Below are 20,681 nucleotides of genomic sequence, written 5' to 3' on the forward strand. Positions count from 1 at the left end.
ACTTCGTCATGATATGAATTGTTTTATTTGATATTCTAAAAGTAAAATATATGGATTATTTCTGAATATGTCAATTTAATATTCAAATAAATAGAGTAATGAAATAGATATAATAATTTAAAGCCCATAAGAAACTCCCAAAATAAAATTCCTGCCACCAGCACTAATTCCAGATGAATAAGGTCGGTATCTCTTGTCTAAGATGTTTTCCACACTTATATTAGCAATAAGCTTTTTGTTTATTCTAATTTGATTGTTAAAGCTTAAAATCATCCAGGAAGGGGAGTAGGGCATTCCATTTTTGTCTTTTGCATACAAATAGGCTTTGTCTCTTTCCGTATCAGCAAGATTCTTATAGCTGATTTCATCATTAAATTCAAGGCTTAGTTTTGATGTTAAGTGTTTCGCTTTATAGGTTAACGACGTATTTCCAAATATTGGAGGAACATGTCGTACCGGACTGCCATCTTTGTATTTACCTTTTGTAATCGTAAAATCTGTATTGGCTGAAAAATGATTAGTTAACTTCAAAATTGCACTAAAGTTACCTCCCCATATCTTTGCATTATCTGCATTTAAGATGGCTTGAATTGAGCTTTCCTCGCCATCATAAATTAGAGTAGTTTGTCCGTTGTACGAAAAATCTTTTCTAAGCATAGCCTGATCTAAGAAGGAGTAGAATCCATTTAAGTCAAGAAACAGGGTGTTGAAAAAATTTTTGCTCAGGTTTACCTCAAAATTATATACTGTTTCAGGTTTTAAATTCTTGTTCGGAACAACAACTTTCCCTGGTTCCGAATCAAACACTTTTGCGACATCATCAATATTTGGAGCTCTGAATCCTGATGCAGCATTTAGTTTGAGCAACCATCCTTTATTGGATAAATGACTTATGCCGATACCACCATTTACCGCACCAGAGGAAAGATTTAAGTTATCGAAAGGAAAGTTGTAAAAGCGATTGTCCAGAGTAGATGTTATCCAAACATGAGAATATCGTATTCCTGTATTTAGGATCCATTTTGAGTTTAATTTCCATTTTAAGTTGGAGTAGAATGCCAAACTGGTATACTTGGAGTTATCAGGGTAACGACTTGATGTTTCTAACTTTTCATGAGAAAAAATATTTGTGTTATTTCCGTAAGAATTTATTTTATTGTGAGTCCATTCACTCCCATAAAACAATTGAGAGGATGAATTTATTTGCTTTTCAGCATCAGCATTTACGGAGTATATTTTAAGATTCTCGTCTCTGTTCGTTAGTGTTGAAGAATCGAATTTTCTGCTATATCTGCTTTCCTGATAATTTTGATAACCAGCTACTACTTTGTAAGAATTGTATAGAAATGTTGGTTTGGAATTATTAATTTTTAAAGAATGCAATTGAAGTTTTTGAGGGCCGTAATACCATTCAGCATATTTTAACTGACCATCTGAATATTGTATTAATCGATCGTATCTCGGAATATTTGATGTTTCGGAATGTTGAAAATTGTATTGAAAACCCATTGTTTCTGAAGCTTTGAAACGTATTTTTTGCAATACATTAATTTGGGAATAGCCACTGTGTTTTTGATTTTCAGGATTTGGATTTTGGATTATTTCATCTGTGCCATTTCTGCTGATAACATATTGAGGTCGCAAGTAATCATCCGGACCGTGTTTTCCCATTTTTAAATCCGAGAAATCAGAATAGCTGACACTACCTGCTAAACTCAATTTAGAAGTCCCAAAATTGTATTTGCCATGATTCATTACTTCACTATTAGCAGAGGAATATCTGGATTTAAATGAAAAGTTGATGTTAGGCACTTCAGAAGTTGACAAACGTGGTCTAATCGTGTGAAAATCCATTACGCCACCAATGGCATCACTTCCATAAATAATAGAGCCTGGTCCCAAAATTACTTCTGCCGATTCAAGACTGTTTGGATCAATATTGAGTACATTTTGAAGGTTACCACTTCTGTAAATGGCATTGTTGAGACGGATACCATCCAATACAATGAGAACTCTGTTGGCCGCAAATCCTCTGATCATTGGACTGCCTCCTCCCAATTGGCTTTTTTGAATATAAACCTGATTACATTCCTTTAATAAATCTGCGCTGGTTTGAGACGTACTTTGTTTTATCTGGTCTTTGTTTATTTGTATCACCTTTATTGGTATCTCACTACTATTCTCTTCCCATTTATTAGCAGATACCACGATCTCGGATATTGGGAAGATTATGGATTGTAAGGAGATAATAAATAATTTATTTTCTATTTCTGAAAAAGTAAACTGAAGATTTTTATAAGAAGGATGTTGAAAGTGAATAAGTTTGTTTTTTGAGAAGCCAGCCAAGCTTGCTTCTCCCATGTTGTTTGTTGTTATTGATTTTTCCGAATCAAATATGTATACATTTTCTATTGGTTTGTGAGTTTTCGAATCGGTAAGTTTAATTGTTTGTGCAAAAGCACTGATATTAAAGAGTAGTGCAATAATACAGAGAAGTAGACGGATCATTTGGTTAGGATTTTCAGGATTTAGTTTAGAATTCAAATATATGATAAATATTTTATCTGCGGAACGGAAATAAAAAAAGGCATCTTTATGATGCCTTTTTTTTATGAAAAATGAGAATTAATTACTCGAAATAATAACTTTTTCACCCTGATCGTAAACGAGATCTTTAGGAACTTTAGCCCTTTGAATTCGATATAAGTCCTGTAATAGTTCATTATGAATAAACCCCTTTGTTTTAATTAGCTGGTCAGCTGTTTCATAATCACCATTTCCTTCTATTTCAAGAACTAATTTTGATAATGATTCTATGGCCTTTTTCATTTTGTAAAAATTAACTTTGTAAGTGCCACTCTTTGGGGTGTATTTAAAGGCCTCATTTTCTTCGAAATAGTAAAAACGAATCATATTGGCAACCCCTTGCGAATCTTTCACCCCAAAACGAATAGACCTAAATACATCAGCCATATAGGTAACGTAATTATCCATTAGTTCAACATCATCAATCTGACCCATATCAGTTAGTTGTCCAAGAAAAAACATTCGAAGTACATCATTTTTCACTTCATTTATTACATTGTAATGTTCTTTTAAAGCTTCTTTTACACTTCCTTTCCCATTTATGGTTTGTGAGATTCCAAGCCCATCGCTTATTTCATAAAAAATTGTGTTTAAAAAAAATGACTTGAATGAAACATGCTTGCGCTGTTTTTCTTCGATAACTAAATTCGTGATTGGTTGAAGAATTTGTTCAAATTTGGCTTGCATTACATTCTTGAAATGTAATTTTTTAGCACTGGTAGTTATACTGTTGCCAATAGGCAGGTTCAACCCAATTAGTTTATTGCCAGCATTACAATAACCCGAATTGTATAAAACATCATAAATTACGATTTCTGCCGATTCAGAGGGTGTTTCACTTTTATATTCATCAGAAACAGGAAGGCTTTTTTGCAAATAAGGAAGCAGTAAAGAGTATTTCTCAACATCCTTGGTCCATTGCATATTTCTTAACAAAATAAACGCACCGTAGGAATATTTTGTCCAGATAAAATGATCTTCAGTGTTCGAAATAGGTCCTGCAATAAAATCAATTGGATTGGTTTTCAGATTCATCCACAAATGATCACTTTTCTCGAAATTATCTGAAAGTAAATCTTCAGCACGTTGCAAAAGGTATTCCTTAAAATCTTTAGTTTCGCAGAGCTCTGCAGCATTTTTTAAGGCTGAAAAAGCAATATTTATGTGACTTTGATAAGCCATGTGGTAAGGCAACACCTTTAGTAATCCATTTTCGGTACGGGTTAATGTTGTAAATGCGCTGTATTTATTGTCATTTTTTAAAGAAAAGAATTCTTCCTGAGTTATATCTTCAGGAAAAAAACCAATTCCTAAGGGACGAGGAGGAAAATCATCGGTGAAGGGAGCAAATCCATCTAAACGATCCCATGGACCGTAATTGATCATTGCATACTCCCTCATGTCTGGATCAGTAATCTTATTTAAAAGTTGATTTTTATCACCATATGCCTGCAACCAATAAATTTCATCAATTTCATTTGATACTCTTATTAATTGAGAAAATAGTTTTATTTGATTTGGAGTGAGATTGCTTAAATCGGCAGAGAGTTGAACTTTTACATAGTTTGCCAATTTCCGTTTCATTACAGAGTCGTATTTTTCTTTCTCTTCAGTTTTTTTATTGGGTTGGCAGGAAAAAGCAAATACGATCGAAATGATGAGTCCAAATAAAATTATCAGTTTCCGATTCATAACAATAAGGGTTTGAATTTAAAATACTGTGATTAGCTTATATTAATTTTATGCTTCCTTAACAAGTGAATATGGATAAGTCGTTTGAAAACGATTTGAAGAATACTCTTAGTCATAAGTTACAAAAAAATGAATAGGAAAAAAAAAGAAATTCAAGATGTTTGTGTGTATTTAATCGACACAAAATTAGATGTTTGTGTTCTGTTCGTTTGTTGTAGATACCGCAATTTTGATTTCAACCTATTGTCAGGCAATTGAAAATAGATTGAAATCAAATTATTGGGGAAACAAGGTTAAAATTTTTATTCATTCTCTTTTGGATACTCAATTCGTGCATGATAAACGTTAATAAGAGCATTTGTGAAAATTTCTTTGATCTGATTGATATTTTTAAAAGTTATATCAGCATTTTGGAAACGGTTTTCAGCAATTTGCTTGTCAATTATTTTGTCGATAAGAGCACGTATCGTTTCGGGAGTTTTTTCTTTTAAACTCCGCGACGATGCTTCCACTGAATCTGCCATCATTAATACTGCGGTTTCTTTGGTGAAAGGATCCGGACCTGGATAGGTAAATTTTTCTTCATCAATTTCCTTATCAGGATATTTATTTTTAAATGAGGTGTAAAAATACTGAACTCTTCCGGCACCATGATGGGTTTCAATAAAATCTATAATTAGCTGAGGAAGCTTGTGTTTCTTCGCAATTTTAACCCCAAATTTAACATGATCTGTTATAATCTGAGCACTTTTATCAAAATCTAATTTATCATGAGGGTTTGAGTTGGTTAGTTGATTTTCAATAAAATAAGCAGGGTGTTTCATCTTTCCAATATCATGATATAAAGCTCCTGTTCGAACCAGTAAAGGATTTCCGCCAATTTTATTGATAGCTGCTTCGGCTAAATTGGCTACCTGCAGGCAATGTTGAAAGGTTCCTGGTGAGTGCTGCAATAGTTGGCGTAAGAGCGGATGATTTTGATTCGAGAGTTCAATAAGAGTTACATCGGAAAGAAAACCAAATAGTTTTTCGAAAATGTATATCAGTGAGTAGGAAAATGTTATAAATAAGCCGTTTATGGCAAAGAACATAAAGTTCATCCATTTTATATCAGCAATATTTGACTCTTGAGTTATGGCAAATGCAAAGTAGACAATACTATACGTTAAGAAGGTAATGATTCCTGTTAATACTAGTTGTCCACGACGCTCTAATCTTGGGAGGCTGTAAATTGCCATAATACCAGCTGAGAGTTGCAGAAATACAAATTCAAAGCCATTTGGAGCAAGAAATCCGGTAAGTAAAACTGTTATTATAAAAACAAAGAGGGCAGTTCTGCTATCCATCAGCGTTCTCACAACTATTGTTATTAACGCGAACGGAATGATGTAGATATTAACTTTAGTAAATTTAAGAACAAGAGTTGTTAGTGCAACATAGAGCAGTACAAATAATAGTATAAATAGTAATTTTTTGTTGTCATGTAAAATCTGTTTTCTAAAATTTCGCAGATAAAGAAACAGCAGAAGAATGCATGAAATAATTAGCATACATTGTCCGATTACAATTAAATAATGGTTCTGCGACGATCCCAGTATATTTTCATAATCTTTTTTTAGTGATTCCAAAACAAGAAAAGTGTGATCGTCTATAACATCTCCCACAAGAACAATCCGGGTTCCGGATTCTATAATACCTTTTGAAAGGGATACCATGGACAACATACTGGCTTTAACCTGTTCAGACATTGCTGCATCGTAAAACAGATTAGGCTGAAGATAAGAATCAATGTTTAACTCCTGAATAAAACTCTGATATGCGGAAGATGGAAAATCTGCTTTTAATTGATTTGAGATAAATTGATATGCACTTTTGGGTGTATATATATTTTCAATAGGAACAACTTCGTTTAGATTATTTACCGATTTATTTATGAAATCAGGGCGTTTGAAGCCTAATTCTTTCTGTTCATTTTGAAAATCGGCGATTCCAAATTCATAAATTTTACTGAGATTAAGAATAAGGTATTCTTTGAGTCGTAAGAACTCTTTTTCTGTAGTTTGGTTGGAATTATTTAATTTTTTATATGAACCGGATTTTGTGAATTGACTCCATTTCTTGTCAAAATCGGAATTGAATTTGTTCGTAATTTCTGTAATTACAGCAGTGTCTTTTTTAAAGAAAGGATAGAATTTATTCAAAATACTGTCTTTCTCCTGCGAAATTTCACTATCTGTTTTTAAAAGAGCAAAATCAAAAGGGGCAATTAAGGTTTCGTGCATCCATGGTTTTCCTTTTTGGTATTCGTATTTGAAGTTGCCAATATTAGGAAACAATAGGGTGATGAGAATAATGGTCATTGATGTAATCAAAAACCTGTAGATGTTGTTTAAATTCTGTCGAATCCACCTGAAGTATTTACTCATTTTTGTTTGCTGTTTGTGAGTGCGGTTATTACTGAAATTCTGTTTATAAAAATAATGTAATATTTTGTGCTTGAAAACTATTCTTTGTTTCTTTTAGATGACTTATTTTATTGTCAATTTTGCGATGCCAAATGTAAAAGCATAATTTTATTCTTTATATTTGGTTTGAATGTTAAAATAGAACAATAAATGAATTACGGAATTTCCGATCTAAGTATTATCCCAGTCCGAAAAGAACCGGCTGAACGAAGCGAAATGGTGACTCAATTATTGTTTGGGGAGCATTTTGAGATTCTTGAAGAGAATGAAAACTGGTCAAAAATCAGATTGGCATTTGACAATTACGAAGGTTGGGTGGATACTAAAATGATTACTGCGATTGATGAAGAACTTTTTCAGATTTTAAATAAGGAGCTTCAGGTGGTAGCTAATGATACGTTTAATTTGGTTTTTCAGGAACAGGATTACTCCAATAAATTGATTGTACCTGGAAGTTCATTTCCATTTTGTGATTTGGAGAAGAAGTCATTTCGAATTGCCGATAAGGATTATTTCTATCAAGGCAAGGTTTCTGAAAATTCTTCTGCCGAACACTTACGTGATTCAATAATCGAAAGTGCGTTAAAATATTTTAATTCACCCTACTTATGGGGAGGAAGAACTCCGTATGGAATTGATTGTTCCGGCTTAACCCAAATTGTTTACAAGTTAAATGGGATTGTATTGCCAAGAGATGCAAGTCAGCAGGTTTTAATTGGAAATACTCTCACTTTTGTAGAAGAGGCTTTGCCAGGCGATTTGGCTTTTTTTGATAACGAAGAAGGGAAAATTACTCATGTTGGTATTATTTGGGATCGGCATAAAATTATACATGCTTCAGGCAATGTCCGTATTGATAATGTAGATCATCAGGGAATATTTAATGTTGATAAAAAGCGCTACACTCACAAGTTAAGAGTGATTAAAAGAATTATTAACGAGTAGATTCAGTAACAATTTGAGGAATTCTGTTATATGTACACTTACCAATATCCACGGCCGGCACTAACTGTAGATTGTGCTTTTTTTTGCAAATCCAATAATGTGCTTTACGTATTGCTAATTCAAAGAGCCAATTCTCCTTTTCAGAATATGTGGGCATTCCCTGGTGGTTTTGTTGATATGGATGAAGATATTGAAGTGGCAGCCTATCGGGAACTAAAAGAGGAAACAGGTTTTGTTGGCTTCGGTTTAGAACAATTCAGGACGTATGGAGCTGTTGACCGTGATCCCCGGGGAAGAACCGTATCGATTGTATATACTGGAACAATGATGTCCGATGAATTGCCGGTTGTTAAGGGAGAAGATGATGCCAAACAAGCAAAATGGCAAGCTGTTGAAAAATTGTCGCCTCTGGCTTTCGATCACGATCTTATTATGTCAGATCTGCTGAAACTACTACAAATTTGAATTGATTGATTCAAGGTAGCTTAGACTGTCTGGTCCCAAATTGAAAATTAAATCTAAAATACTCAGATTCTCAATAAAACCATATTTGTCTCCAAACACTTGCGTGTATTTTTTTGCTGCGAACGTGTTGTCTGTTTCTAATTTTGAAACTTTAGGGTGTATCTTTTCCCGGAAATCATCATATTCAGATGTGCCAAAATCAATAAAGTCCTCAGAGAATTTAATAATTGGGTCAATCTCAAGAATACCGAATACTTCTTGCTGAATTTCATTATTGTATTCAAGTAAAAAATCCCATTTTTGAGTGAAGAAGCGCTCTAAATCATCAATATAATATTCATAAAAAGGAGAAGATTTGTAAGCCGCCTCAATGCCTTTCCAGTGCAATTTTTGCCAATTGGTATCATATGATATCTTAACATCTTTAGTAAACACCTTTTTATTTGTTGCCTTTACAACCGGAACAGATAGAGGTAAAACACCATTCGCCCCATAGATATTGCAGCGGTTTCTGTACGATTGTTTTGAATAATGCTCCCATTGTTCAATTACGATTTCAGGGTATTGAATTAATTTACAGTAATATTGAATGGGTGCAAAAAAAGATGTTGTCAGTAAGGCTTTCGAGTTTTTCATAGATTATTTTGAAGCTGTTGAAACGTAAGCACAAAAATAGAAAAATAAGGAAAAGAAAAAGACACCGCAGTGGGTGTCTTTCATATGTTTATTATTTGTTTTTCAGTTGCCATATGGAACTTACCATGCTGAAATAATCATCTCCCTGTGTGTCAAAAAATGTTTTGGCATGGACGTTTCATATGATTATAATTTTAAGTTTTTGTCATATAGCCTGTCCCGAACTTGTTTCGGGAGAACTTACCATGCTGAAATAATCATCCCCCTGTGTGTCAAAATATCCTTGTCATGGACGTTTCATATAATTTTAGTCTAAGCCGATTAGTGAATCCATTTAAAAACTCTGTTCCATCTGATTTTACTGAAAGCAGTTTTGTCTTTATCCAATGAAAGCCATATAAATGAAGCCTTTCCTACAATGTGATCTTCAGGAACATATCCCCAGTATCTTGAGTCGGCTGACATGTGTCTGTTATCACCCATCATCCAATAGTAATCCATTTTAAATGTAAATTCTGTTGCAATTTTTCCATTGATATAAATGGTAGAATCCTGAACTTTTAAATCGTTACCTTCATAAGCATTAATAGCTCTTTCATACAAAGGAAGTGTTTCTAAATTAAGGGAAACTGTTTGTCCTTTTTTAGGAATAACTAATGGTCCAAAATTGTCTCTGTTCCATGTGTAATGGTCGCTAAAAGGGAAAACATCTTCAGAAATACCTTGAGTTGAATTTCTTCTAATAATTGAAACAACATTGCTCAGTTTTTTCAATTCTTCAACTTTACTAAGCGAGAGAGGAAGATTGTAATCAGATCCTCTGTGGTCAATATCTGCTTTGGCAATGTTTAGTTCTTCCAGTTTTCTTGGATTGATAGGAGTTCCATTTGTGCGAACAACATAATTGTACTGCATATCCTCAATTTTGTCCTGAGGTTTACCATTAACATGTAATTCACCATCGATGCACAATAGAGTATCTCCCGGAAGTCCTACACATCGTTTGATGTAGTTCTCTTGTTTGTCTACCGGACGAGTAGCTATTTCTGTGTTTTGCGCCAGATACTTTCGTGCCATGTCAATATATTTTTTCTCTGACTGAAGAGTCCGTCCTTTTTTCATGTCATCAGACATAAATTGATCACCTATACCTCTTAAATTTGTGTAATAGTCTGGGTTTTCCCGGCCTACGATAATAGTATCACCGGCAGGGAAATTGAATACAACAACGTCGTTTCTTTTCACTTCGCTGATACCGGCAAGGCGTTTGTAAGGCCATTGAATCCATTCCAAATACGATTTAGTTGATTTGGTTAAAGGCATTGTGTGATGCGCAAAAGGAAAGGATAGCGGAGTGTTTGGAATTTTCGGCCCGTATGCTACTTTGCTCACAAAAAGATAATCTCCTACCAGTAAAGATTTCTCCATTGATGAAGTAGGAATTGTATATGCTTCAATAAAGAACATTCTGATAATGGTTGCAGCAACAACTGCAAAAATAATTGCGTCAACCCATTCTACTGTTGCGCTTTGTTTTTTTACACCTCTTTTTTTCCAGAAAGCCCAATGTACTTTTTTACTGATGTATACATCAAAAAGGACGGGAAGGCCCAAAATCAGCCAGTAATTACCTATCCAAATAATCATCAAAAGGCAGATGATTAGAGCTATCGAAAATTTAAACCATTTGTTTTTTAGTATACTGCTCATTCAATTTTTTTTAAATGATTACTTAATTTCTTTTTATTCCAGCTGTTGTGCTGAACTATAGTTTTAAAAGATCTTTCATACCAAAAAAACCTTTCTTTTCAGGCATGAATTCTGCGGCTAACACAGCACCAAGAGCAAAGCCTTTTCTGCTATAAGCCAAATGTTGAATGCTGATCTCATCGACATCAGAGTGCCAGGTGATAGAGTGTGTGCCAGGAACTGAACCATGTCGTTTAGCAAATATGCTAAGTTCATCTTCCTTCATACTTGCGGCTTCAATCCATTTTGTTTTTTTTGGATGATTTTCAATAATATCCTCAGCTAAAGTAATTGCCGTTCCGCTTGGCGAATCTAGCTTGTGAATATGATGAATTTCTTCCATGTCAGCATTATATTCGCTGAAAGGCGCCATTAGTGCCGCTAGTTTTTTATTAAGTTCGAAGAAAAGATTTACTCCTAAACTAAAATTAGAGGCATAGAAAAAACCACTTCCTAACTGACATTTTTCTTTAACTAAATCTATTTTATCCAGCCATCCTGTTGTGCCTGACACAACTGGTACACTTGCTTCAAAGCAAATTTGATAGTTGCCAAAGGCTGAATCAGGATTTGTAAATTCAATTGCAACATCAATATTTTTAAGGTTCTCAGCATGTAAATCTGCTTGATTTTCCTGATCAATGATTAATCCTATTTGATGGCCTCGGCTTTGTGCAATTTGTTCAATTTCCTTGCCCATTTTTCCGTAGCCAATAAGTGCTATTCTCATGTGTGGTTTTTTTAGGAGCTTGTATGGTTAATAGTATTACTCCTGTTTAATGATTTCAAAAATAATAAATCCAAGGCATATTAAACTACCAAGAGTGGATTATTGTGCCATTTGAAAATGCTTTTTCGATAATCAGTATAAAGACCCCATTAAGCATTTGGATTTAGGAGATAAACAAAAAAAAACGGGATTGTACAAAACAATCCCGTTCTAAAGTAAATAATTTATAATATTATTTAGCTGTTTGTGCTTTTCCAACAACAGCTTTAAATGCTTCAGGATGATTCATTGCTAAATCAGCTAAAACCTTACGGTTAATTTCGATGTTAGCTTTATGCATCAAACCAATCAATTGTGAATATGACAAACCTTCTAGTCTGGCAGCAGCATTAATACGCTGAATCCACAATGCTCTGAAGTTTGATTTCTTCTTTTTTCTATCACGATATGCATACTGCATACCTTTTTCCCATGTGTTTTTTGCTACCGTCCAAACGTTAGCTCTTGCTCCAAAGTTACCTCTGGTTTCTTTTAAAATCTTTTTTCTTCTAGCTCTTGAAGCTACAGAATTTACTGATCTAGGCATTGTTTCTGTTTTTAGAATGTTAGCGTTCCATTTAAGGACTCTTTTTTTGCTAAATCACCCGGTTAATAAACTTTAAAAATCAAATACTGATTTTTACAACATGTTAAGCATTAACTTAACGTTTTTCTGGTCTGCTTTATTTACAGATCCAAAATAAGTAAGATTTCTCTTTCTTTTGGTGCTCTTTTTAGTCAAAATATGACTTTTAAAAGCGTGCTTTCTTTTGATTTTTCCAGATGCAGTCAAAGTAAATCTTTTCTTTGCACTGCTATTTGTTTTCATCTTAGGCATTGTACAACTAATTATTGATTATATATAAATTACTTTACTTTTTCTTTGGTGTTAAAAACATGGTCATACGTTTTCCTTCTAATCTTGGCAGTTGTTCAACTTTACCAAGCTCTTCAAGATCCTGAGCAAATTTTAATAAAAGAATCTCACCTTTGTCTTTAAAAAGGATTGACCGGCCTTTAAAGAAAACATAAGCTTTTACCTTCGAACCTTCAGTTAAGAATTTTTCGGCATGCTTTAGTTTAAAATTGTAATCATGTTCGTCGGTGTTTGGTCCGAAACGAATTTCTTTCACTACAACTTTAACCGCTTTAGCCTTCAATTCCTTTTGTTTCTTTTTCTGCTGATAAAGATACTTTTGGTAATCAGAAATCTTACAGACTGGTGGATCGGCATTTGGTGAAATTTCAATTAAGTCTAATCCTTGATCTTCAGCGAATTTTAATGCTTCAGCAATAGAATAAACTCCTGGTTCTACGTTCTCTCCAACAACGCGAACGCTACGTGCCCTAATTAATTTATTAATTTTGTGTAGAGCTTCTTGAGGTTTTCTTGGCCCCCTGTTGTTTTTATGTTGAAATCCAGCTATGTCTAGGTCCTCCTAATTAAGTTAATATTGTTCAATAGAAGATAGTTGATCTTCTACTTCTTTATTTATAAAATCTGTAAATTCCTGAATGCTTTGAGAGCCCAAATCTCCTTCCCCTTGTCTGCGAACAGAAACTGTACCTTCGGTCGCTTCCTTTTCGCCTACAATTATAAGATATGGGGTCTTTTTCAACTCACTATCACGGATTTTCCGACCAATTTTCTCGTTGCGGTCATCTAATACGGCGCGAATATCGGAATTATTTAACGAATTTAAAACTTTTTCGGCATAATCGTTATATTTTTCGCTAATTGGCATAATTACAACCTGTTCAGGTGTTAGCCATAAAGGGAATTTACCACCAGTATGTTCCAGTAAAACGGCAATAAATCGTTCCATAGAACCAAATGGAGCTCTGTGAATCATGATCGGGCGATGTTTCTGATTATCGCTGCCAACATATTCTAACTCGAAACGTTCCGGTAAGTTGTAATCAACCTGTATGGTTCCCAACTGCCATTTACGGCCGATTGCATCTTTAATCATGAAATCGAGTTTCGGACCATAAAAAGCAGCTTCGCCATATTCAACAACTGTATTTAAGCCTTTTTCTTCAGCAGCTTCGATAATGGCCTGTTCTGCTTTATCCCAATTCTCGTCACTACCAATATACTTTTCACGGTTTACTTTATCGCGTAAAGATATCTGAGCAGTGTAGTCTGTAAAGTTTAGTGCTTTAAAGATAATGAAAATGATATCGATAACCTTCTTGAATTCATCTTTCAATTGATCTGGTGTACAGAACAAGTGAGCATCATCTTGTGTGAAACTTCTAACACGGGTCAAGCCGTGCAATTCTCCACTTTGTTCGTAGCGATATACAGTACCAAATTCAGCATATCTAACAGGCAGATCCTTGTATGAACGTGGTTTGAACTTGTAAATTTCGCAATGATGCGGGCAGTTCATTGGTTTTAGCAAATATTCTTCTCCTTCCTGAGGAGTTTGAATTGCCTGAAATGAATCTTCACCGTATTTTTCGTAATGACCTGACGTTTTATACAAGTTTATGTTTCCAATATGAGGAGTAATAACCTGCTCGTATCCAAATTTTTTCTGCACGCGTTTCAAGAAAGTTTCTAAACTTTCCCGTAACTGTGCACCTTTTGGTAACCACAATGGCATTCCCTGACCCACATTTTGAGAGAAAGTGAATAATTCCATTTCTTTCCCAAGTTTTCTGTGGTCACGTTTTTTGGCTTCTTCCATCATTATCACGTATTCATCAAGGAATTTCTTTTTAGGAAAAGTAATTCCGTAAACACGTGTAAGCTGCGGGCGTTTTTCATCACCTCTCCAGTAAGCTCCGGCAATTGAGTTTAATTTGATGGCCTTAATATAGCTGGTGTTAGGCAAGTGTGGTCCTCTGCACAAGTCAGTAAAATTTCCTTGTTTATAGAAACTGATGGTGCCGTCTTCCAGGTCATTGATTAATTCCAGTTTGTATTCTTCGTTTTTTTCTTTAAAAAACGAAATAGCTTCTTCCTTGGTAACATCTGTACGCTGATATTCACTCTTGTTTCGAGCAAGTTCGAGCATTTTTTGTTCAATTTTAGGAAGATCTTTATCGGAAAGAACCATTCCGTTTCCTAAATCGACATCGTAATAAAAGCCCATTTCAATAGCCGGACCAATACCAAATTTCACTCCAGGATATAATGCTTCCAACGCTTCTGCCATAAGGTGAGCTGAGCTATGCCAAAACGCATACTTACCTTCAGCATCATCCCAAGTATGTAATTTAATGTTTGAGTCTTCGTTTATTGGACGAGAGATATCCCAAATTTCATTATTTACAGTTATAGATAAAACTTCTTTGGCAAGGCTGTTACTTAGACTTCTGGCAATACCAAGGCCAGAAATCCCTGCTTCAAACTCTTTTACAGAATTATCCGGAAATGTAATTTTAATCATTATATAATTTTAAAAATTCGTTTTTTTTATTCAATCCACAAAGATATAACTTTCTCCCTAATTTTCAGCTGAATTTGCTTGCCAATATTTGTGTATTGTAAGAATCATGTCTGAAAATTTTTACGGTTTTATTCTTAACAGTTGGAAGCGGAGTTGTTTTTTTATCCGATAAGGATGAATGACAATTAGTGAAATCTAACAAATGATGCGTGGTAACAAATAATTATCAAGTAGTAATTTTTCTTTTCTGTAAAAAAGTGGAATCTTTGAGAGATTAATAAACAACCGATACTAAAATTTAAAATTATGAAGATAAGTCGACAGATATTTACTTTCTGCATCCTTATGTGCTTTGGTTTTTTGTCTTTTTCACAGACTGAAAATCAGAAGATAAGCATGGAGGATTTGATGCTTAACGGCACTTTTAGTCAGAAATCTGTTCAAGGATTACTATCGATGAAAGATGGTATTCATTACACAACATTAGAAGAAGGTGGTACTAAAATTGTGAAATACAGTTATGCCACGGGCGAGGTTGTAGATACCTTGTTGAATTTGAATCAAATAAAAGATGTGGAAATAAAAAGCATTAATGAATATGAGTTTAGTGCTGATGAAAGCCGTATTCTGTTAATGACAAATCCGGAGCGCATATACCGACGTTCTTTTACTGCTGATTATTTTGTGTTCTCTTTTAAAAACAGAGAGTTGGTTCCTTTGTCGAAGAATGGAAAGCAGCGTTTGGCTACTTTTTCGCCGAATGGCAATCGGATTGCTTTTGTTCGTAATAATAATCTGTTTATTCATAATGTTTTATTTGGTTCTGAAATTAGAATCACAAAGGATGGGGAATGGAATAAGATACAAAACGGAACACCTGACTGGGTTTATGAGGAAGAGTTTGAATTTAACAGAGCATTCGCATGGTCTCCGGACAGTGAGTTTCTTGCTTATATGAAATTTAATGAAGGCGATGTGAAGATGTTCAATATGAACAAATTCGAAGGTTTATATCCACAGATAAAAGAGAATGCTTTGTATCCGGAAAATTATACTTATAAATACCCAAAAGCAGGAGAGAAGAATTCAACGGTTGAGGTGTTTGTTTATAATATTGAAGACCGAATTACGAAAAGAATGGATGTGGGTGAGGAGAAGGATCAGTACATTCCCCGCATTAAATGGACTCAGGATCCTAAAATGCTAAGTATTTACAGATTGAATCGTCATCAGAATAAATTGGAACTGTTGCTTGCTAATGCTAGAACCGGTAGTTCGAATGTAATGTATACACAAGAGAATAAGTATTATATAGAGGAAGGAAATTTTGATCATTTAACCTATTTGAATGATGGAAAGCATTTTATTTATTTGGACGAGAAGGATGGCTTCAATCATTTGTATTTGTATGATATGGCGACGGGTAAATCGGTACAGCAAATTACAAACGGAGATTGGGATGTAACCGATTTTTTGGGCTTTGATGAAAAAAATCAGGTTTGCTACTATCAATCTGCCGAAGTATCGCCAATGGATAGAAATGTTTATTCCGTAAAATTAAATGGAACAGCAAAGAAATTACTAACTCCTGAGAAAGGAACTAATAATACTGTTTTTAGTAACGGATTTAAATATTATATCAATTATTTTTCAAGTGTTACTCAGCCAAATACTGTTAGTTTATTTAATAGTAAGGGTAAAATGATTCGGGTATTGGAAAGCAACGATGAGTTGGTTGCCAAATTGAGGGGATATCAATATTCGCCAAAAGAATTCACAATGCTTCCGGCAGCTGATGGAATGACAATGCTGAATGCATGGATGATAAAGCCGTTTAATTTTGATCCATCGAAAAAATATCCTGTAGTAATGACACAATACAGTGGGCCGAACTCGCAAAGTGTTCTTAATTCATGGAGTTTTGATTGGTACCAGTATTTGGCTCAGGAAGGATATGTTGTTGTTTGTGTTGACCCCAGAGGTACAGGAGCCCGTGGGCAACTATTTAGAAAATGCACTTACATGCAATTGGGAAGATTGGAATCAGACGATCAGATATCTGCAGCCCGCAGTTTGGCTAAGGAAAGTTTTATAGATGAAAATAGAATTGCTATTTGGGGATGGAGTTATGGTGGCTTTATGTCTACTCTTTGTTTAGAGAAGGGAAGTGATGTATTTGCTGCTGCAATTGCCGTTGCGCCGGTAACGAACTGGAGGTATTACGATTCGGTATATACCGAGAGATTTATGAGAACACCTCAGGAAAATGCCAAAGGATACGATGATAATTCACCAATTAATCATGTTGATAAATTGAAAGGATCACTCTTGCTTTGTCACGGAACGGCAGATGATAATGTTCATATTCAGAATACTTATGAGTTGACTGAACGTTTGGTGCAGGCAGATAAACAATTTGAAATGCAGGTGTATACCAATAGGAATCATAGCATATATGGTGGGAAAACAAGATTGCATTTGTATAATCGATTCAATAAGTTTTTAAAAGTTAATTTATAGTCAGTAAAGCGGCGAATGAATTGGAGAGAGGAAATTGTTTTTGATGATTTCCTCTTTTCTTTTGCTCAAATAGTCAGATTTTTAGCTGTGTTTGTATTTTTTTTTTCGACATTTTTTTTGAAAACCTCTTGTCAAAAGCATTGGAATATCTATATTTGCAACGCTGATGTTAAGAATAAAGGTTCTTATCAATATGCGAGAATAGCTCAGTTGGTAGAGCACAACCTTGCCAAGGTTGGGGTCGCGAGTTCGAGTCTCGTTTCTCGCTCAGTTAAAACTGTTTCATCAATAATATGGAACAGTTTTTTTGTGTCTTATAATTTGGATGGTATTTTTGAATCAAAAAAAATGGACTACCATAAAAGCAGTCCATTCACTATTAGATAATATATCAGTTGTTAGAATGTGAATCCAAAATCCAAACTAACTAACCAGGCATTTAAACCATCACTTCGGTCATAGTAGGCGGTTCGTAATCCAATTCTTTTTAATTGACCTGTTTTATTTTTCCGTAGAGGAGATTTAAAATTGCAAATTCCCATAACCGGCGAATATTGAAAGCCAACACCAACTTTATAGCTGTTAAAATCCGATAAATCGTAATCCGAAGTATAAAATTCTGGAGTGTTTGATGCGCTGGCTTGTCCGAACTTATAGAAATCATCGGCAGCAGTTTGATTGTGGTATCTAAAAAACGGCGAAACAATAAACGATGGACTTACCGTCATTGGAAGTTCTATGCTTGCCGTGTGAGCAGAAATTCCCCATGAATCAGAATAGTATCGATAGAAGGTTTTCAATCGGATAAAATCGCTTAAATAGTAGTTCCATCTTACCGAGATTGGAATTTTTATTCTGCTATCATCTAATTTCTCAACATTGCTGTATTGAGTTAGTTCCGCCAGAGTATTGGGATAATTGGGCGTATCATCAAAAAATACCCGGTGAAAAGGGGTTGATAATAGTCCGCTTTGTGAAACTATTTCCATTGAAAATAAGGCCTGTGAGCGCTTATTAATCACTTGCGAGTATGATAAACCAAATTTAAGAGTATTGCGGACATCATCTTTAAGATTCGCCTTTGAAGTTCCTCTTGTTTCAACAGGGTAAAGTAATTTCCATTTATCGCTCATATACAATCCATCAATGGTAAGAGATCTGTTCTGATCTTTAGAATTGATGGTGTACGAACCTCCTGCATGATATGAGCTAACATCAAACTCCTGCGAAAATCCGGCTAGAACGCTGTAAGCATTGCCCGAATTAGCCAACGTGTGAGAATAGGATGCATTAATATGAGCTCTTGCATCTTTGCTTGAAGCAGATGTTTTGTGTGTTTGAAGGTAATCGATATTATCTGTTGAAGCAGATGAATAGATATCAATACCAAAATTTAAATCCAGGCTTGATAAGGAATCAACAGGAATGTGAACCACAAAGCTTGGAGCAACATTGGTTAGTTCTTCAGTGCCTTGTCCGCCGGTAACAGGAGAATGATCGCCGTCCTGCTCGTAGTAATTAAGCAGGAAATCCACTTCGGTTTCTTTGTAATCTTCCGATGATTTTACTTTTTTACGACTGTCTTCTTGTTTGTCGTCGATGCTGTTTTTATCTGTTTGGGCATTTACTGCAAATACTACTGATAATAGCAATGTTAGGGATAAAATAATTTTTAGTTGCATCCGCATCCTCCTCCTGATTTTCCTCCGTTGGCTCCTGCCGCACCTTCGCGGTAAGCCTGGAAGTTTGATTCGTAAACTTCAAGTTTTTTGGCCTGAAGTGCCATTTCTTCATCATTTAAATAGGTTTTTTGATAAGCTGCTACTGAAACACAGCTGTTCATTGCAATCATCGCAAATAAACCCATGATGACTAAGTTAATTTTCCTTTTGTTTTTCATTGGTTTCTCCAATTTGTATTTGATAATTATTTTTTTTGTTGTCGTTCTGATATTCCAGTTTTAGATTGTTTGAAGTAATCAGCTTTTGATCATCAGTCACTAAAATGCACTCAATACCATTTAGCCGATTGATTAATTCGAGTCCATTGTCCTTTCCTAAAACAAAAACAGAAGTTGCCAGAGCATCAGCCAGTTCTGCATTGGGACAAATTACCGTAACACTGCTTAAGCCTTTTACAGGATAACCTGTTCTCGGATCGATAATATGACTGTATTTTATACCATTGAATTCAACAAACTTTTCATAGTTTCCTGATGTTACAACGGCCGTTTCTCCAATTGTCAACCAGGAATAAATCTGGTTTTTGTTTTTTGGATTTGTAATGCCAATTTTCCAATCTTTACCACCTTCGTCTTTTCCCCAGCTGATTAAATCTCCTGATGCATTTACAAGTGCGCCATCCAAATTCATTTTCGCCATCAATTCAAGAGCCTTATTTGCAGCATATCCTTTACCTATGGCTCCAAAGCCTATTTTCATTCCGGCTTTTTTTAGGAATACGCTGTGTTTTTCTTCATCAAGAATAATGTTTTTGTAATTTATTTTTGAGACTGAAGCTGCAACGGATAGTGAATCGGGCATGCTTTTCATACTGCCGTCAAATTTCCATATTTTATCCATTGAGGCGTAGCTAATATCAAAAGCACCGTGGGTAAGATTAGAAATTTTAATCGACCGACGAATCAAATTAAAAAGCTCCTGATCTACTACAACAGGTTCGATTCCGGCATTGGCAATTATTTTACTTGTTTGCGAATTTGGATCCCATGATGAGATTAAGAGCTCAATTCGTTTAATTTCATCGATACCTGTTTTTATGGCCAGTCTGGCTTGATTTTCATCACTTGTTACAGCTGTCATTTCAAAACGCGATCCCATCAGTAATAATACTTCGGTATACGATTTATTATTTTGTGCTGAAGCTGAAAGCAAGACTCCTGTCAGCAGAAGCAGTAAAATGCCAAATTGTTTCATACTTTACTGTGCAATAAGAGATTGGATGTGATCAATGTATTCTTCTGGTGATACATTTTTGTATCCGGTTTTCCCGATAATTTTAGCATCCGAATTCATAAGAATGACGGTTGGGAATTGCCCTTTTGAATTGTAGTTGGCTGCTAAAGATTCATTAACCGCAGTTTGCTCTTTCGATAATTTATTTTTCTTCAATCGAGGGAAGTCTACATCTAGAATGATTAAATTTTTTTCTGCAAATTTTTTGAATTCATCTGTATTTAAAATTGTTTTTTTTAGCAGAATACAGGATCTGCACCAATCCGAACCAGAGAAGTTAAGGAATATGGTTTTATTTTCAATTTTTGCTTTTTGTAAGGCTTCTTCCAAATTGTTTTGTGCCATTACGGATGCACCATAGAAAAATGTTAAGCAAATAAACAGTAGTGATGTTTTTAAAAGATTCTTCATAAAAATCATTATTTATTGTAGGTAATAGATACTTTAATTTCAGTATTTATTTTTAATAAATCAAATC

17 protein-coding genes and 1 tRNA gene are annotated in these 20,681 nt (G+C 34.7%); 4 read left to right on the top strand and 14 right to left on the bottom strand.

Annotated features, from left to right (window positions below):
* Nucleotides 1-117: 117 nt before the first annotated feature.
* From BZG01_RS05730 to BZG01_RS05740, 3 genes are all read right to left on the bottom strand, one after another.
* Nucleotides 118-2,508 (bottom strand): TonB-dependent receptor plug domain-containing protein, encoded by a 2,391-nt coding sequence (locus tag BZG01_RS05730; protein WP_101308877.1) that lies wholly within the window; start codon nt 2,506-2,508, stop codon nt 118-120.
* Nucleotides 2,509-2,625: 117 nt separating this feature from the next.
* Nucleotides 2,626-4,278: a Zn-dependent hydrolase gene (locus tag BZG01_RS05735; protein ID WP_101308878.1), complete on the bottom strand. Its 1,653-nt coding sequence runs from the start codon at nt 4,276-4,278 to the stop codon at nt 2,626-2,628.
* 302 nt (nt 4,279-4,580) lie between these two features.
* Nucleotides 4,581-6,704 carry an HD family phosphohydrolase gene (locus BZG01_RS05740; RefSeq protein WP_101308879.1) on the bottom strand — a complete coding sequence of 708 codons (2,124 nt, stop codon included), beginning with the start codon at nt 6,702-6,704 and terminating at the stop codon, nt 4,581-4,583.
* Between the two features lie 189 nt (nt 6,705-6,893).
* Between BZG01_RS05740 and BZG01_RS05745 the strand changes: the two genes are divergently transcribed.
* The gene (locus BZG01_RS05745) at nt 6,894-7,688 is read left to right on the top strand and encodes a C40 family peptidase (RefSeq protein ID WP_101308880.1); all 795 of its coding nucleotides are present in this window, start codon (nt 6,894-6,896) and stop codon (nt 7,686-7,688) included.
* Nucleotides 7,689-7,718: 30 nt separating this feature from the next.
* On the top strand, nt 7,719-8,153 hold the full coding sequence (locus BZG01_RS05750) for an NUDIX domain-containing protein (protein ID WP_101308881.1): 435 nt from the start codon (nt 7,719-7,721) through the stop codon (nt 8,151-8,153).
* Here the strand turns inward: BZG01_RS05750 and BZG01_RS05755 are convergent.
* The 7 genes from BZG01_RS05755 to thrS form a co-directional block, all read right to left on the bottom strand.
* Complete coding sequence (locus BZG01_RS05755; protein WP_101308882.1) at nt 8,142-8,789, bottom strand: WbqC family protein; 648 nt, start codon at nt 8,787-8,789, stop codon at nt 8,142-8,144. The two genes, BZG01_RS05750 and BZG01_RS05755, sit on opposite strands and share 12 nt — an antisense overlap.
* A gap of 321 nt (nt 8,790-9,110) precedes the next feature.
* A complete protein-coding gene (gene lepB / locus BZG01_RS05760; RefSeq protein ID WP_101308883.1) occupies nt 9,111-10,499 on the bottom strand; it encodes a signal peptidase I in 1,389 nt (462 codons plus the stop codon).
* 55 nt (nt 10,500-10,554) lie between these two features.
* Nucleotides 10,555-11,268, bottom strand: coding sequence for a 4-hydroxy-tetrahydrodipicolinate reductase (dapB, locus tag BZG01_RS05765; protein WP_101308884.1), 714 nt, complete (start codon nt 11,266-11,268; stop codon nt 10,555-10,557).
* A gap of 232 nt (nt 11,269-11,500) precedes the next feature.
* On the bottom strand, nt 11,501-11,854 hold the full coding sequence (gene rplT / locus BZG01_RS05770; RefSeq protein WP_101308885.1) for a 50S ribosomal protein L20: 354 nt from the start codon (nt 11,852-11,854) through the stop codon (nt 11,501-11,503).
* A 93-nt stretch (nt 11,855-11,947) separates the two neighbouring features.
* Nucleotides 11,948-12,145: a 50S ribosomal protein L35 gene (rpmI, locus tag BZG01_RS05775; RefSeq protein ID WP_101308886.1), complete on the bottom strand. Its 198-nt coding sequence runs from the start codon at nt 12,143-12,145 to the stop codon at nt 11,948-11,950.
* Between the two features lie 34 nt (nt 12,146-12,179).
* On the bottom strand, nt 12,180-12,734 hold the full coding sequence (gene infC / locus BZG01_RS05780; protein WP_101308887.1) for a translation initiation factor IF-3: 555 nt from the start codon (nt 12,732-12,734) through the stop codon (nt 12,180-12,182).
* A 21-nt stretch (nt 12,735-12,755) separates the two neighbouring features.
* Nucleotides 12,756-14,708: a threonine--tRNA ligase gene (gene thrS, locus BZG01_RS05785; protein WP_101308888.1), complete on the bottom strand. Its 1,953-nt coding sequence runs from the start codon at nt 14,706-14,708 to the stop codon at nt 12,756-12,758.
* Nucleotides 14,709-15,014: 306 nt separating this feature from the next.
* On the opposite strand from thrS, the gene BZG01_RS05790 reads away from it, so the two are divergent.
* Together BZG01_RS05790 and BZG01_RS05795 are read left to right on the top strand one after the other, a co-directional pair.
* Nucleotides 15,015-17,228, top strand: coding sequence for a S9 family peptidase (locus BZG01_RS05790; RefSeq protein ID WP_245870280.1), 2,214 nt, complete (start codon nt 15,015-15,017; stop codon nt 17,226-17,228).
* 195 nt (nt 17,229-17,423) lie between these two features.
* Nucleotides 17,424-17,496 (top strand) — tRNA-Gly (locus BZG01_RS05795).
* 130 nt (nt 17,497-17,626) lie between these two features.
* Here BZG01_RS05795 and BZG01_RS05800 read toward each other — a convergent pair.
* The 4 genes from BZG01_RS05800 to BZG01_RS05815 are packed head-to-tail and all read right to left on the bottom strand — an operon-like array spanning nt 17,627 to nt 20,614.
* Nucleotides 17,627-18,916 (bottom strand): DUF3570 domain-containing protein, encoded by a 1,290-nt coding sequence (locus BZG01_RS05800; RefSeq protein WP_101308890.1) that lies wholly within the window; start codon nt 18,914-18,916, stop codon nt 17,627-17,629.
* Nucleotides 18,901-19,128 carry a DUF4266 domain-containing protein gene (locus BZG01_RS05805; protein WP_101308891.1) on the bottom strand — a complete coding sequence of 76 codons (228 nt, stop codon included), beginning with the start codon at nt 19,126-19,128 and terminating at the stop codon, nt 18,901-18,903. Before BZG01_RS05805 ends, BZG01_RS05800 begins: the two co-directional genes overlap by 16 nt.
* Nucleotides 19,106-20,164 carry an FAD:protein FMN transferase gene (locus BZG01_RS05810; RefSeq protein WP_101308892.1) on the bottom strand — a complete coding sequence of 353 codons (1,059 nt, stop codon included), beginning with the start codon at nt 20,162-20,164 and terminating at the stop codon, nt 19,106-19,108. Before BZG01_RS05810 ends, BZG01_RS05805 begins: the two co-directional genes overlap by 23 nt.
* 3 nt (nt 20,165-20,167) lie before the next feature.
* Entirely contained in the window at nt 20,168-20,614 is a 447-nt protein-coding gene (locus tag BZG01_RS05815; RefSeq protein ID WP_218973017.1) for a thioredoxin family protein, read from the bottom strand.
* Nucleotides 20,615-20,681: the final 67 nt, after the last annotated feature.

The organism is Labilibaculum manganireducens (genome assembly GCF_002843385.1).
Taxonomy (GTDB): Bacteria; Bacteroidota; Bacteroidia; order Bacteroidales; family Marinifilaceae; genus Labilibaculum; species Labilibaculum manganireducens.